Annotated in this window: 16 protein-coding genes and 1 tRNA gene; 8 read left to right on the forward strand and 9 right to left on the reverse strand. The window is 62.5% G+C overall.

Going from position 1 to position 13,440, the window contains the following annotated elements; all coding sequences use genetic code 11:
* Position 1: 1 nt before the first annotated feature.
* A complete protein-coding gene (locus tag OXH60_13905; protein ID MDE0713214.1) occupies positions 2–1,045 on the reverse strand; it encodes a methyltransferase domain-containing protein in 1,044 nt (347 codons plus the stop codon).
* A gap of 508 nt (positions 1,046–1,553) precedes the next feature.
* On the opposite strand from OXH60_13905, the gene OXH60_13910 reads away from it, so the two are divergent.
* Positions 1,554–2,696: a fumarylacetoacetate hydrolase family protein gene (locus OXH60_13910; protein MDE0713215.1), complete on the forward strand. Its 1,143-nt coding sequence runs from the start codon at positions 1,554–1,556 to the stop codon at positions 2,694–2,696.
* Positions 2,697–2,888: 192 nt separating this feature from the next.
* Here OXH60_13910 and OXH60_13915 read toward each other — a convergent pair whose 3' ends face one another.
* Entirely contained in the window at positions 2,889–3,677 is a 789-nt protein-coding gene (locus tag OXH60_13915; protein MDE0713216.1) for an SDR family NAD(P)-dependent oxidoreductase, read from the reverse strand.
* A 125-nt stretch (positions 3,678–3,802) separates the two neighbouring features.
* Positions 3,803–4,729, reverse strand: a complete 927-nt coding sequence (locus OXH60_13920) for a quinone oxidoreductase (protein ID MDE0713217.1) — start codon at positions 4,727–4,729, stop codon at positions 3,803–3,805.
* A gap of 143 nt (positions 4,730–4,872) precedes the next feature.
* Between OXH60_13920 and OXH60_13925 the strand changes: the two genes are divergently transcribed.
* Positions 4,873–5,742 (forward strand): hypothetical protein, encoded by an 870-nt coding sequence (locus OXH60_13925; protein MDE0713218.1) that lies wholly within the window; start codon positions 4,873–4,875, stop codon positions 5,740–5,742.
* A gap of 512 nt (positions 5,743–6,254) precedes the next feature.
* On the opposite strand, the gene OXH60_13930 is transcribed toward OXH60_13925, so the two are convergent.
* A complete protein-coding gene (locus OXH60_13930) occupies positions 6,255–7,124 on the reverse strand; it encodes a hypothetical protein (GenBank protein ID MDE0713219.1) in 870 nt (289 codons plus the stop codon).
* A 92-nt stretch (positions 7,125–7,216) separates the two neighbouring features.
* Between OXH60_13930 and OXH60_13935 the strand changes: the two genes are divergently transcribed.
* Positions 7,217–7,471, forward strand: a complete 255-nt coding sequence (locus OXH60_13935; protein MDE0713220.1) for a hypothetical protein — start codon at positions 7,217–7,219, stop codon at positions 7,469–7,471.
* A 345-nt stretch (positions 7,472–7,816) separates the two neighbouring features.
* Here the strand turns inward: OXH60_13935 and OXH60_13940 are convergent, their stop codons facing one another.
* The gene (locus tag OXH60_13940) at positions 7,817–7,966 is read right to left on the reverse strand and encodes a hypothetical protein (protein ID MDE0713221.1); all 150 of its coding nucleotides are present in this window, start codon (positions 7,964–7,966) and stop codon (positions 7,817–7,819) included.
* Positions 7,967–8,669: 703 nt separating this feature from the next.
* Positions 8,670–8,999, reverse strand: coding sequence for a DUF86 domain-containing protein (locus tag OXH60_13945; protein MDE0713222.1), 330 nt, complete (start codon positions 8,997–8,999; stop codon positions 8,670–8,672).
* Between the two features lie 125 nt (positions 9,000–9,124).
* Between OXH60_13945 and OXH60_13950 the strand changes: the two genes are divergently transcribed.
* The 5 genes from OXH60_13950 to OXH60_13970 all read left to right on the forward strand — a co-directional run bounded on the left by OXH60_13950 (position 9,125) and on the right by OXH60_13970 (position 11,976).
* Positions 9,125–9,406: a hypothetical protein gene (locus tag OXH60_13950; protein MDE0713223.1), complete on the forward strand. Its 282-nt coding sequence runs from the start codon at positions 9,125–9,127 to the stop codon at positions 9,404–9,406.
* Positions 9,403–10,392 (forward strand): IS1595 family transposase, encoded by a 990-nt coding sequence (locus OXH60_13955; GenBank protein MDE0713224.1) that lies wholly within the window; start codon positions 9,403–9,405, stop codon positions 10,390–10,392. Before OXH60_13950 ends, OXH60_13955 begins: the two co-directional genes overlap by 4 nt.
* Positions 10,389–10,832: a hypothetical protein gene (locus OXH60_13960; GenBank protein ID MDE0713225.1), complete on the forward strand. Its 444-nt coding sequence runs from the start codon at positions 10,389–10,391 to the stop codon at positions 10,830–10,832. Before OXH60_13955 ends, OXH60_13960 begins: the two co-directional genes overlap by 4 nt.
* Positions 10,833–11,133: 301 nt before the next feature.
* On the forward strand, positions 11,134–11,682 hold the full coding sequence (locus tag OXH60_13965; GenBank protein MDE0713226.1) for a hypothetical protein: 549 nt from the start codon (positions 11,134–11,136) through the stop codon (positions 11,680–11,682).
* Between the two features lie 102 nt (positions 11,683–11,784).
* On the forward strand, positions 11,785–11,976 hold the full coding sequence (locus tag OXH60_13970; protein ID MDE0713227.1) for a hypothetical protein: 192 nt from the start codon (positions 11,785–11,787) through the stop codon (positions 11,974–11,976).
* 50 nt (positions 11,977–12,026) lie between these two features.
* Here the strand turns inward: OXH60_13970 and OXH60_13975 are convergent, their stop codons facing one another.
* The 3 genes from OXH60_13975 to OXH60_13985 form a co-directional block, all read right to left on the reverse strand.
* On the reverse strand, positions 12,027–12,332 hold the full coding sequence (locus tag OXH60_13975; protein ID MDE0713228.1) for a nucleotidyltransferase family protein: 306 nt from the start codon (positions 12,330–12,332) through the stop codon (positions 12,027–12,029).
* Entirely contained in the window at positions 12,329–13,126 is a 798-nt protein-coding gene (locus OXH60_13980) for a nucleotide-binding protein (protein ID MDE0713229.1), read from the reverse strand. Before OXH60_13980 ends, OXH60_13975 begins: the two co-directional genes overlap by 4 nt.
* Before the next feature lie 208 nt (positions 13,127–13,334).
* Positions 13,335–13,407: transfer RNA gene (locus OXH60_13985), tRNA-OTHER, on the reverse strand.
* Between the last annotated feature and the right edge of the window lie 33 nt (positions 13,408–13,440).

A 13,440-nucleotide genomic window follows, 5' to 3' on the forward strand; every position in this document is an offset into this window, starting at 1 on the left:
CTCATTCTCCCTGGGGAGCCGCGATCAGCAGGGTAAAGATCCCGCCGATGGTACTGCGTTCGATGATCTTCAGACCGGCCTCCTCGAGGAGGGTCGCCTGCTGACCGGCGGTCGGTACCACGTTGCCCCAGGTCATTTCGTTGAACTGCGTCTGGACGGCAAGCGCGGCTTCCGGACTGCGGAGATCGGCATCGTCCGGATAGGTTTCGTCAAGGATCACGAGGCGGCCGTCCTTGCGCAGCAGGCGTCGGCAGTGGCCGAGGACTTCCGCCCGCGCATCCTCGGGAATCTCGTGCAGCACCTCGACCATCGAGATGACGTCGATGCTGGCGGTTTCGCCTTGCCATTCGTTCCCGTCATGAATGGTGACTCGATCCTCGAGGCCGCCGGCCGACACGGTCCGACGAGCCTGCTCGAGGCCGTCCTGATGGACGTCGGTCCCGGCGCACCTGGCCTGCGGGAAGGCCTTGGCCACCTGGACGACGAGGCCCCCGACGCCGCAGCCGTAGTCCAGGAACGTGCCGCCATCCGTCAGGGCTGAACGCGCCTCTCCGATCTCGGGGAGGAGGCGTCGGGCCATGAGAACGTGCAACCCGGCCGTGGTGTTGCCGATCGCCTCGGCGAAGGCATGGCCGTGCTCCTGGAAGGTGCGGACGGCACCGTTCGCCATGGCTGCCGTATGGGTGGCGAGATCCTGCTGAAAATGGTCGAGCGTGGCGATGACGTAGGGGAGGAGGAACCGGGGATCGCCGGGCTTGGCCAGGATGGCGTCGAAGTGGGGCGCGAGTCGCGCCCGGCCATCGGGCAGCGGGTCCAGGACTTCCCACGCGATGGCCGTCTTCCACCAGACCCGGACAAATGGGAGATGGAGCCCCTTGGGGGCAGCGAGGTCCTCCGGCGTCAGACCGCGGTCTCCGGCCTCGGCGAGCAGGCGAAACCAGCCAAGGTCGGCGCCGGTACGGATGAGATGAAGGACGTGGAGCCCGCGAATGTGGCCCCACAGCTTGTTGATCTGGGTTTCGAACGGAATGTCGGGTGCAGGCATGCGGTGCGCTCGCTGATGGAAAACGCCCGGAAGGCAGTCTCGGGTCGATGCCCGGTGGCGGTCGGTTGCGGAATGATGCCGGGAATGGACGACAGCCTCTTATAGCACTAAAGATCGGCGGCATCGGCGCGCGGGCGGCCGCGCTCCGTCAACGTCGGGAAGCTAGCGAGGCGGGGCCGCACGAGCTCCCGATCCCCGGGGAGAACAGCCGCATCTCTTGCCGAAACCGTGCGCCCGGGACGGAGTGGGCAGGCGTCCGGCGTGCAGCCGGTCGCCGGGCCGAGTTCTGGCACCGGCGTCCCGGCCGACAGGTGAACGGCCAGACGCTTTCCCCTATGGCTCGCATGCGCGTGACGACCCGGCAATTGCCGCCGGCAACTGTTTCAGGGCGAATCCTTGGGTCCCGCAGCTTGACACTCTCCTTTGCGCGACTAAACGTCGGGCCGTCGCTGTGGCTCACCGTTGGGGGGATTTGAAGATGCGTCGCCTGTCGATAGTCGGAGACCTCGTGAAGCTTTCATCGATTCTCCTGATAGCGGTCTGCGTTGGTCCGACTGTGGTTTCCGCACAGGATGACGCCGGGATCCTGCCGCTCGATCAAGGTCTCACGTTGGCCCGGACGATGGTCGAAGGCGGGCCGCACGTGCTCGCCGTGGTACGGGACGATGGAGAGACCGTAACGGCAGTCGACCTGAGTGTTGCCCTCGCCATCTACCCGAGCCAGCCGCTGGACCTGTTCGCCGGAACCTCGTTGAGCGAGTTGGTCAAGCTGGTCGGCGATGCGGTCAGCAGCGGCCAGGCGTTCGACCTCGTCAAGTCCGACCTGATCAGACCGATGGAGACACGGGGACAGCACGTCGCGACCGCGGTCAACTACCCGGCCCACGCGGTCGAGGCCGGGGCGCCCCCGCGACAGCCGTTCCTGTTCGCGAAATTTGCCCCCGGCGGCCCATCGGTCGCGCATGCAGCCGACACGCCGGGCAGCCTGCTCGATTACGAGGTCGAGCTCGGCGTGGTGGTGGACCGGCCGATTGCCTCGGCGGCCGATCTCGACGACGCAGTGATCGGTTTCGTCTTGGTCACGGACATGACCGACCGCTACAGCCTGGTCGGCAACCTGTACCCGGGAATCGTAAAGAGTGATGCGGGAGTCGCCTCGTTGGCCATCGCGAAGAGCGGGACCGACCGCATGCAGATGGCAGAATACGTCGTGGTGCCGTTCGACCGGGCTGCTTTCCAGGACCGGGTCGAGATTCGCCTTGCCGTCAACGGCGAGACCCGCCAGCAGGAACGGGTCAGCAGCATGACCGAGGACGCCGACGCGCTGATCCGCCGATCGTTGACCGCCGAAGAACGGCGCAATTTTTCCTACCGAGGTGCGCCGATCCGCCTACTGCCGCGCGGCGCCTGGGAGCCCGGAATGGTGCTGCTCACCGGCACGCCGTCCGGCACCGCCTTTCGCGCGCCAGCGCCGCCCGATGACCCCGCCGCCATGAGCGCGGCCGACATCCGCGCCGCGGTTGAGGCCTGGGCCGACTCGCAACGTGCGGCAGGCACCTACCTCAAGGTCGGTGATCGGATCGACGCTTCCGGGACCTATCTCGGCAGCATCCAGGTCGAGATCGTCCCGATGGCCGGCGACGTGAATTAGGGCCGCCTCGGAGCAACGCTCTACGGCAAATGTCCGCCGGGACGGCGGTCCTGGCCTTGGCCCAGTTCCCGGTCCGGACGCGCTAACTGGCCGCCACATCCGCTCGGAGGCGTGGTGCTCCCGCGGTAGCGGCGGGGTTAGTCGTGAACGCCAGTCGCGTCCGCGGGTTCAATCTTCGGACAGCGCTGCTACCTACAGGCTCATGCCACCATCAAGAAAAACGGTCTGTCCGGTCATGTAGTTCGACGCGTCGGAGGCGAGATAGAGCGCGAGATAACCCACCTCTCGCAACTCACCGGGACGTGCCAAGGGAACGCTCCGGGCAGCCATGTCCCTGGCTTGCAGCACGCCATCGCCGCCGACCGTTACCGGATCCGGAAAGATGCCTGGCGCGATGCTGTTCACGTGCACGCCATATGGCGCCCATTCGAGCGCTTGCGCCCGGGTAAAACCCGCCAAAGCGGTCTTGGCGATCGAGTAAACGACCATGTCGCCCCCGCCCTGCCGGGCGGTCCAGGACGAGATGTTGATCACCTTGCCGGAACGCCGCGCCAGCATGTGCGGCCCCACGGCTCGCGTGCACAAGATCGCCTCGGTCAGATTGACGTCCATGACGAGGTCGAGTTCATCGTCGGTCAGTGCGGCAGCTTCCTTCCCGGGCAGGGCCACCAGCGGCTTGCGAATGGCGTCTCCCAGATTGTTGATCAGCACGTCGATCCGTCCGAAGGCATCCATGACGGCGCCCACTGCCTGGTCCACGCCGTCATGCTTGGTGACATCCGCAATCACGGGGACCACGCGTCGGCCACTGGCGCCAGCGATCTCGGCCGCGACGCTCTCGACGTGGCGGGGAGTCAGGGCATTGACGGCGACGTCGGCGCCCGCCTCGGCGAGCACCTGGGCAATGCCCTTGCCGATGCCCCGTCCTGCGCCGGTTATGAACACCACCTTGTCGGTTACATCAAAGGCGTCTGGCAGCATGATCGAATTCTCCAAGCACAGGTGCGACCCATCCGTAGCGTTGCCATGTTGACATTCGCGGCCGGCCTCCGTGCGCCGCCGTCGCGCAGGGGCAGACAGCTTCGTGCGCAGGCAGGCCGGGTCGCTCAGGGCGTCAGAATCGTGGAGCCGGTGGTCCTGCGTGCTTCAAGGTCGGTGTGGGCCTGAGCTGCATCGCTCAGCTGGTAGCGCTGGTTGATTTCGACCTTCAAGACCCCATCGGCGATCAGGCCGAACAGTTCCGCAGCGTTTCGCGCACGGACCTCGGGGTCCTTGACGAAATAGTACAGGCCACCGCGAGTCACATGCTGCGCCTTCATCGCCAGACGGGCGGTATTCAGGGCCGGGGCCGGGCCCGAGGACTGGCCGTAGGACACCATCCAGCCGCGCTCAGCCAATATGTCGATGCCTGTATCGAACGTGTCCTTGCCGACCGAGTCATAGACGACGTTGACGCCCTTTCCGTCGGTGAGTGCAAGCACCGCTTCGCCGAAATCGACCTCGCGATAGAGGATCGTGTGGTCACATCCGTGCGCCTGGGCAAGCGCGGCCTTTTCCCTGGTCCCGACCGTGCCGATCACCGTCGCGCCGAGATGCTTCGCCCATTGGCAGACGAGCAGCCCGACACCGCCGGCAGCAGCGTGGACAAGCGCGACGTCACCGGGTTTCACTTTGTACAGGTCGCGCACCAGATAGTGCGCGGTCAACCCCTGGAGCGTGGCGGCAGCGGCGATCTCTTCGGTCGTCTTGTCGTCCAGCTTTATCAAGCACTTGGCGCCGATCACCCGTCGCTCGGAATAGCTGCCGCGCTCCATGCAGTAGGACACGCGGTCGCCGGCAACGAAACTGGTCACTCCGGGCCCGACCTCTTCGATAACGCCGGCACCTTCCATGCCTAGGACGACCGGCAAGTCCTTCATCGGATAGCCGCCGGACCGTTGCTGAACATCGATGTAGTTCAGCCCGACCGCGGTATGCCGGAGACCCACCTCGCCCTCGCCCGGAGCGCCGACGGCGACATCCTCCCAGCGCATGGCGTCCGGCCCACCCGTCTGGTGAATTCGAATTGCCTTGACGGTCGTCTTGCTCAAGGTTCTTTCCTCCGCATCGCTAGATTACCGGCCCGACCGCCTTTATCCACGGCTCCTGATCTCGAGCGAAAGCAGGTATCGACACGATGACCATCCGAATCAAGCGAATTGGGCTTATTGCGGCTTTGGGGGTTCTTCTTTCCGCCGCTGCCGAGGCGGCATGTCCCGACGATCGAATCGTCGGTGCGACCGTCGAGGCCTTCCTCACAAAGACTCCGGGGCCCGGCTATCCCGACGGCACCTCCCTTGAGGACGGCTACTGCGCTCAAGGCAAGTACCTCGCGTTGCTCAGTGAGACTCTCGGAGACCGAGCGGGATACAAGGCCGGTCTGACCAACAAGCCGCTGCAGGATCGGTTCGGCGCTGCCGAGCCGGTGGGCGGCGTGTTGTTCGAGTCAATGTTGCTGCCGTCAGGATCCGAAATCGAGGCGGACTTCGGCGTCCGATCAGTCTACGAGGCCGACCTGATCGTCACGGTCGCCGACGAACGGATCAACGAGGCACGCACGCCGGAGGAGGCCGTACGTTATCTCGGTGAAGTGATCCCGTTTGTCGAGCTGCTCGACCTGATCGTGGCCGAGGGAGAGCCGCTGAACCTTGCGACGATCGTCGGTTACAACGTGGTGTCGCGGTATGGCGTGGTCGGCGAGGGCATTCCCGTTGAGCCGACTTCGGCGTTCATCGAGGCACTCGGGAACATGGAATCCCTCACGGTCGACGACACGGGACGCGAAATCCAGCGCGCTAGCGGCACCGCGATTTTGGGCCACCCCTTGAACGTCGTGCATTGGCTTGTCGAACACGTGAACGCCCGGGGAGAGCGATTGCATCCTGGAGACGTGCTCAGTCTGGGTGCCATGGGAACCTTCTATCCGACAGAGGCGGGCCGCACCATCACGGTGCGCTACACGGGGCTCCCGAGCGGCGATTCGGAGGCCATCGTCACGTTTCGTTGAGCGGAATCCGGCGGTTCGACCGGTTGTCGAAGCGGGATTGGCGAGCCGCCCAAGTGCCTGAGGCTGTCATTTGGTGACGGCCCGCGGCCTGATTGCCAATGGTGGAGAACGACCCAGCCGCTGTCTTCGGTGGACACCCAACGATCGTCGCTTTCTCGGTCTCCCGGCCCCCAGCTACGTGCGGATCGGAAGCCGGCCGGGAGACTGCATGGCCACGAGGGGGTCTGGCCGAAATGCCGGGATGCGTCAGGCGGTTTTCGGCACTCCCCGCGACGGCCGAATACAGGCAGTCAACGGATGACCCCGAAGAATCGGTAGGCAACTCACGGACAGGCCAGTGCTGCGGCCGGCCACGGCCGAGCGGGAGGCCCATGCCTGGAAAGAAGGGGAGCCGTGTCGTGGCCGGCTGGGTTCTGACATGGCCCTCGCATTGCTGGTCGGGCGGCTGCGCCGCCTGCCCGCAGCTGCGCGTCCGACGTCGGGTTCGTGCGAAGCGGATTGAGCCAACGTCGCTATCCAGCCGGCGCCGATCGCCGCAACCACTGGGCTAGACCATGCCCGATGGTAACCATGCGCGCGACTCCGCTCGGGCCGTCCACGTAGGTGGTGACCATTTCGATCGCAAGGTCAGGTATCGCGCTGATGTCGCCCCGCAAATGGGCAAGTCGGGCGCCTTCAGCTTGCGATTCCTCGAAGACTTCTTGGATAGCGCGGTCGATCGTTTCGTCTGCTTGCAATGGTGCGAAGGCGTGGTTGATCAACCGGAGCAGGCCGGGGTAGTGCGCGAGGTGGCGCCACAGGGTCGCCACACCGCGGGAGTTCGCGCCTGCGCCGAGACGGTTGACCCGTTCCAACCGCATCCAGACGTCGGGAGCGATCTCGAATTTCTCGAGTAGCTCCGGCGGGTTCGGTAGGACCGGCGCCGTCGCCGGGATCGAGTCGGCCGGGCTCGGGCCGACCGGCGACAGCACCAGGCCACTCAACGCCATCATGTTGAGACTGTTGGAGCGGGTATAGGCATCGATGATGCCGAGTGCGGCTCGCAACTCCTCGGCGTCCATGCTGGCGTCGGCCAGTTGATCGGCCCCCAAGGGCGCCGGCACCGGGAAGATGTCGGCACGCGATAGACGGCCGAGCGCTGCATCCGGCTGGCCAGACAGGTAAATCGGCTTGGTGGCCGCCCAGACCGTCGGCAACCCCCTGTCGATGCTCACCAGCGTGCGCCAAATCGAGGTCAGCAGCGGGATCTGCATGACCTTGCGTATCTCAGCAAAGATGGCTGCGGTCGGGCCGGTCGCCATCTTCTCGGGGAGCGCCGTGACCGGGTCCGTGCCTAGTCCTTCAGTCCTGTGTGGCGTTGCGGTCGTGGCTTCTTCCGTCATTCTGTGGACCACCCTCCGGGAGCAGGTGAGATCTGACCTACAGCGACCATGGCAAGGTCTGGTACGGCCCACACTTCCGCAACGCCGCGCTGATGACGCACGATATCCGGCACATCCTTGCCGTGCAGGCACATTTGCCGGATCCGCAGTACATCATGCACGGTACTGTCCAGCTCTACGCCCGGCTGAACGCGTTGGAGCGCGACGCGCTGCTTGCCCTGTTCAGCCACCGCCTGTCCGAAGGCGACATGCCGGACGACCTGGGCCGGTGGAGCACGAACGCCTTCGTCCACGGCGCGACCTACAGAGGTACGTTCGAACCGGACTTCGAAGCCGCAACGGCATAATCCTTGCCACCGTCCACACCGACGCCCATTGCGGCGCGCCTGCCGATATCGGCACGCCCGGGAGCGCGACATCCAATGGTCGCGTCTATGCCGTCGCTAAGGGCGACAGGGCGACGTCTCCCTGTCGCTTGACCCTCCAAACGTTCGACCGCAGCTTCGCGCTGGTGGGCTTCGGGAGTGTCTTCAACGAGCTTCCCTACGCCATCGCGTGGCCGCTTGACGGTTTCATTCGAACGGGCGGCGACGCAAACACAGTGGACGGAAATATCTACGGAGCTGACGGAACCTGCGCGGCAGGCACCGTCCACCGCACTGACGCTGTATTTGCGTGGGCGGGGAACGCCGCTAGTCGACTACTCGCACGAAACATGGATTGAAAATATCGCCGCATCCCGCGTCCACCGCATCAGCATCGCCCACAGCGCCCTGAACGGCAATCGCGCACAGCGCGACCGCAATGACAGTGAGAACGGCTTTGGTGTACGCGTCAAACATGGTGGACCTCCGGCGTGGACGGGAGCGACGGTCTGCGCTCATTGAGCATGATAGGTCAAACGCTCGCACCACCGTGCACTGACGCTCCCTGCATCAATGGCTAGGGTTTGTTGATTGGCAAGTTGCCAATTCAAGCTGACCTGCTCCCCGGAAGTTGCACCACTGATGTTTGTCAATTTGTGACAACTATTGGTGCGTGTGCCAGTGGCTGGAAAACGCACGAAAAATTGTCGTCGGCGGATACCCAAGGATTGTCAATTGTGGCGCGCGCCGGCAACGGGTGATGGACCGCCATTGCGCCAAAGTTTGTCATTCCTGAAGTGTGATCTGTCCTAAAGCCTGCCACGATCGTGCGAAGTAAGCGGGAGGCCCCCAGCGACGGCGCTCCGCAGGCCGTGCGAAGGTCACGGGCGCCTAGTTCCAGATAAAGGTCCCGCGAGGGGGCATGCTTCCGCTCCGGGCACATGCCGGCTTCCTCGCCGATTGCGCATGGTGCGTTGCGCGCCAGGACACCTGGTGCGATCAGGGCGGGGTCAAAGGAATTCGAGCAGTCGGTCGTGCCCTTGAGTCCGGAGAGGCGACAACATATCCCGCCGGCCTTCCACGAGATCGAACGGGTGGGCCGTCCGACCGTAGCGCCAATGGCACGTCGGCTCCTCGTAAAGAGAATTGACAACCGGGCGCTCAATGGTCGCGCGCGCTACTACTCCGCCTCCGGTGCGGGACCGCGCTCTGGCGAGATGGCCGAATCGAGCAGAGAGATCAGTTCCGGCAAGTCTCCCCGAACCGTTTCCCAGACGATGTCGAGGTTTATGTCGAAATACGCGTGGACGAGTCGATTACGCATGCCGACGATCCGCTCCCACGGTATATCGGGCAACTGTTGGCGTGCGGGCTTGGTGACCTGCGTTGCCGCCTCGCCGACGATCTCGATATCCTTGACCAGCGCAAGGACCAGTTGGCGATCGTCGTTGAGGTCGCCGCGCGTCCGTCCTCGAGCGAAGGCCACCGCTTCTCGCGCGGCGTCCAGCATGTGCCGTAAACGGATTGGAAATTATAGGGAATAGTCCCAATTCTCTTGACGCCGGGCCTGTAATTTCATAGAATAGTCCCAATCGAGTGATTTCGTCATATTCGTATCAAGGTAAGGAACTTCGGATGACGAACGAAGAAATGGAAATCATCATTGGCCGATCCGTTTCGGAACTTGCGGAATTGAAAAAGAAGAGAGCGTGCCTCCGAGCAAAGGGCGACAATTACCGGAAAGTATTGCAGGTGGCCATCCGAATTGTGGCTGGCGATGGAGAGGGAACCATTTCCGCGTCAGACTGGCCGTCCTTCGAGGATATCGAGGCGCTGCGTCGCTCCCGCCAGGAAACGCAGGAACGAATTCAGGTGTTGGAAAATCTTTGTCGGGAGTGGGGGATTTTCGATCGATGACACAGACGGCGCCCGGCAAGGCACACAGAGAGGGCATCAGCCTCAAGAAGCTGATGGCGATGTTCTCGACGGAGGAGAAGGCCCGCAAGTGGATCGAAGCGCAGATCTGGCCTGACGGCCCCTACTGCCCGCACTGCGGATCGAAGAACGTCCAGCATCCGATCAAGCACAAGACGATGACGCACCGCTGCCGGGATTGCCCGAAGCGTCCCCAGTTCAGCCTGAAGACCGGCACGATCATGCAGTCGTCGAACCTTGGCTACCGGGATTGGGCGATTGCGATCTACCTGTTGACGACGAATCTCAAGGGGGTGTCGGCGATGAAGCTGCACCGCGACCTCGAGATCGCACATTCGTCCGCCTGGCACTTGGCGCACCGGCTCCGCGCCGCCTTCGGCAACGAGCAAAAACGACAGTTCGATGGGCCTGTCGAAGCCGACGAGACCTACATTGGCGGCAAGCGCAAGAACATGTCGAACGCTAGGCGCCGCGAGCTCAAGGGCACCGGCCGCGGCGGGTCCGGGAAAGCCGTGGTCGTCGGCATCAAGGATCGCAAGACCGGACGAATCATCGCCCAGCAGGTTCTGCAGGTGGACACGCTGGACGTCGCCGGCTTTGTCGCTGCGATGACTTCACAAGGTGCGGTCGTCTACACGGACGAGGCCGCGGTCTACAACATTCTGAAACGGTGGTACGACCATGACTCGGTGAAGCACAGTGTCTCCGAGTACGTCCGGGATCAGGTGCATACGAACGGCATCGAGTCGTTCTGGGCCATGCTCAAGCGTGGGTACAACGGGACGTACCACAAGATGTCGCCGAAGCACCTTGACCGCTACGTCAGTGAGTTCGCCGGTCGCCACAACATCCGGGAGCTCGACACGAGCGAGCAGATGCGAACAGTGGTCTTAAGGATGCGGAACAAGCGGCTCCGCTATTCTGACCTGATCGCCGAGAACGGGCTGGAATCAGGGGCGAGGTCATGAGCGACGATCCTAATTGGGTGAAAGCCAGAGCAGCTTGTACGCTGGAAGAAAACTTCGCGTCCTTGTCAAAATCGATCAGGAAGGACGTGCGGCGCTTCAACGGCTTGCCAAATACTATTCGGGCGGATCGGTTGTTCGTGGTGCAAGACCGGAAAGCCGGCATTGCGGTCGTCCGGGCGAAGCTGATTCACGATCACCGGGCGGCGCAAGGTGAGCGTGTCATTGCCGATGAAGATTTCGATCAGGACTTCGTAGCCGTGGAGTATGGCAATGACTTGATCGTTGCGCGGCGCCGGCCACAATTTGAGTTGACGATCCATCCGCGCTGGAATGCGGATACCCTCACCTGCGATCTGTTCATTGACGACACCCCGCATCCGCTCTGGAACATCAGCGCCCGCATTCTCGAACCGTTCCTGTTCGACGACAAAACCGCCTAGCCATGCCGCTCATGCGCAAGTTGTCCGGCAAGGCCGACGTCATCTAGCGTGGTAGACTGAGATAAGGGCACCGTCGGTAGGCAAGAGAACGTGCACGTGTTCCGATATGGAACACCCTGCTAAACTGACCCCGTCACTCAATGCGATCCCGCTTGGTCGGGTCGCCCGCTGAATAGAACAGCCTGATTACCCGGCAAGGGGGTTGCTCCCTGCGCCCAGGTGAATAGGCGGGGCACATTGCTTCTCGCATTGAGTGACAACGGCCCGGCGTCCCCGGGCGGTTGTTGCCCGGGAAGCGCCCATGCGGTTGTTTGGTTATTTCAGTCTGGCGGTGTTCGTTGGGTTCGGCTTCGCTCATCTGGTCGGGGATCCGGGAGACGTCTCCGATCCTCCGGTGCAGGAGGCGTCCGAGTCGGTTTCCAGGCCGGCCCCGCCACCGCCGCCGCCTGATCTTTTGGCGACGGTGCGCGACACCATGGATCGCGTTACAGGCGTCGACCGGGTTACGGATATCGATGTCCTGGACTCCGTGGACCCGCCGGGCGAGAAGATCGTCCACGTGACGTTCCTGGCGAGCGAGAACCTGACGACAGGGTTCACCAAGAGCGGTATCGAGTCCGCGATGCGGGACGGCTACGAGGCCGCGTTCACGCACAGCAAACCGGTCCAGCTCGTCACCATGGCCGTGCACATGACGCTCGTGGATCGGTTCGGCAACGAAAGCGTGGAGCTGGTCTACGGAACGCGGATGGAATCCGACATCGCAGGGCGGATCAATTGGGAGAACAAGCACGGTCTCGAGTTCGACCGATTGTGGACGGTCTACTGGCTGCACCCGGTGTTCAAGTGATGGTGATGGCGTCTAAGCTGCTGATTCCGGCCGCCGAATGCGTAATGCGCTCTTGACAGGTTGGGCGGGAATCAGTAGGTTTCAGCGATGGAGAACCGCGCAATGACCAAGCAGGACAAGCAACTTCCACCCCGCCGTGTTGTCCGTGTCAAGCCGCACACCTATCAGCCGCGGAAGGCTGAACTCGAAGAACCGATCGTGATTCGCAAGGCTGACGGCACCATGCCCACGCCGGAGGAATTCGCCCGCATTGCGCTGGCACCAGCACGGATCGTCGAAGACCCGGATGCGTAGCGGGCCGAAGGCGGATTGGGACTATTCCCTATAATTCCCAACGGATTTCGTCATCCTTGCGCATACTGGACTTCCGCCGTGTCGAGGACTTCCTGACGGAAATATCGGCTCAGATCCTCCGGGGTACGCAGGTCCACCTTGCGGCCGCCGAACAGAGGCGACAACTCGATCTCCATTCCGGCCACGCCCAACAGGCCGGGTGCGCGACCAGGCGCAAACTCGACCAGCACGTCTATATCGCTTTCGGGGCCGAAGTCGGCCCGTAACGCCGAGCCGAAAATTGCCAGACGCCGGATGCCGTGCGCTTGGCAGAAATCGGCCAGTTCGGACTTGGCGACGGACAGTTGTGCATTCACGTCTGAATCACCTTGTTGGCGTCAACATCAAAGCCGGCGGCCTTCAATTCCTGAACGAGTTTCATCTTCCAGGCACCCGCATCGTCCAGCCTGGTATAGACGACTCCGTCGTAGTCCGAAGGCGTTTCCACATCATCTTTGACAAGGGGGCAGACCTGCTGCCGGTCGAGCTTTCCGAGGAAGAAGCCCAGTTCAAGAATGACATTTTGCCTTGCGCGGGGTTTAAGTTCAGTTTGCCTGTCTTTGAGGCCACCCATATCGTCCGGGGTCAGTAGCACCACCGCGAATGCAACATCCGCATGATCTTCGAACTTCTCGATGATCGTGCGACCCTTGTTCGCTTGTTCGTGCAAGATGACTGGTTCGAGTCCCAGCTTTTCCAGGAATCTCGCAACCGTTTCCCGAACGGCTTCGTCGTGTCCGTGAATAACGAAAACTCTGTTGCTCTTTCGCTTCTCTTCACGACGGTCGAAGTTAAGTGTCGAACAATCATTCCGGTCTATGGGGCGTACTGTCGGTTCTTCCTCTTCCCAAAAACACTTGACATCTTCCAGATTTGATTCAACCACGGAAACCATATCATTAAGATGGTTCCTAATTCCACTCGGAGTTATTGCGTGGCTGCCTGGGAGTCGGGAGAACTGACGACTATCTTCACCAAAAATATAAACAAATGCACTATTGACACTCTCAGTCCATTTCTTGAATTCTTGAGAGCGATGATCATGAGGATCCAGGTCTGAAGCCTCGTTCACCAGCTCTTCTAACCGCTCGATAGCCCGTGTCTTGCTCACCCGCGCCCTCACGCCAACTCCACGAACTTCAGGCTTTAGATGCCACGATCGTGCACGATATTAGCCGACGTGCGTCCGTGCTCGCCGGCCTCGAATTATGGTCGCGTCCCAGATGGGCCTGCTCTCTGGAAAACGAACTAAAGGTTGTCATTTTGTGACAACCTTTAGTTCGTTTTCCAATAGGCGTGTTTCCGACTCGCCGGAGCGGTGGTGCCGCCGGAGTGAATTGAACACTCGACCCCACCCTTCGCACCACTACCGCTTTCGCGGCCGCCGGCGGCGCCCGTCGGGGCACAGCTGGCGTTTGGTGGTCC

This window comes from Rhodospirillales bacterium, from assembly GCA_028824295.1.
GTDB lineage: Bacteria > Pseudomonadota > Alphaproteobacteria > TMED109 > TMED109 > VXPW01.

Bases quoted from the DNA above. Each gene is read 5' to 3' on its own strand.
- OXH60_13905 (MDE0713214.1), bottom strand. From the start codon at position 1,045: ATGCCTGCACCCGACATTCCGTTCGAAACCCAGATCAACAAGCTGTGG.
- OXH60_13915 (MDE0713216.1), bottom strand. From the start codon at position 3,677: ATGCTGCCAGACGCCTTTGATGTAACCGACAAGGTGGTGTTCATAACC.
- OXH60_13920 (MDE0713217.1), bottom strand. From the start codon at position 4,729: ATGCGCTGGGAGGATGTCGCCGTCGGCGCTCCGGGCGAGGGCGAGGTG.
- OXH60_13925 (MDE0713218.1), top strand. From the start codon at position 4,873: ATGACCATCCGAATCAAGCGAATTGGGCTTATTGCGGCTTTGGGGGTT.
- OXH60_13930 (MDE0713219.1), bottom strand. From the start codon at position 7,124: ATGACGGAAGAAGCCACGACCGCAACGCCACACAGGACTGAAGGACTA.
- OXH60_13935 (MDE0713220.1), top strand. From the start codon at position 7,217: ATGACGCACGATATCCGGCACATCCTTGCCGTGCAGGCACATTTGCCG.
- OXH60_13940 (MDE0713221.1), bottom strand. From the start codon at position 7,966: ATGTTTGACGCGTACACCAAAGCCGTTCTCACTGTCATTGCGGTCGCG.
- OXH60_13945 (MDE0713222.1), bottom strand. From the start codon at position 8,999: ATGCTGGACGCCGCGCGAGAAGCGGTGGCCTTCGCTCGAGGACGGACG.
- OXH60_13950 (MDE0713223.1), top strand. From the start codon at position 9,125: ATGACGAACGAAGAAATGGAAATCATCATTGGCCGATCCGTTTCGGAA.
- OXH60_13955 (MDE0713224.1), top strand. From the start codon at position 9,403: ATGACACAGACGGCGCCCGGCAAGGCACACAGAGAGGGCATCAGCCTC.
- OXH60_13960 (MDE0713225.1), top strand. From the start codon at position 10,389: ATGAGCGACGATCCTAATTGGGTGAAAGCCAGAGCAGCTTGTACGCTG.
- OXH60_13965 (MDE0713226.1), top strand. From the start codon at position 11,134: ATGCGGTTGTTTGGTTATTTCAGTCTGGCGGTGTTCGTTGGGTTCGGC.
- OXH60_13970 (MDE0713227.1), top strand. From the start codon at position 11,785: ATGACCAAGCAGGACAAGCAACTTCCACCCCGCCGTGTTGTCCGTGTC.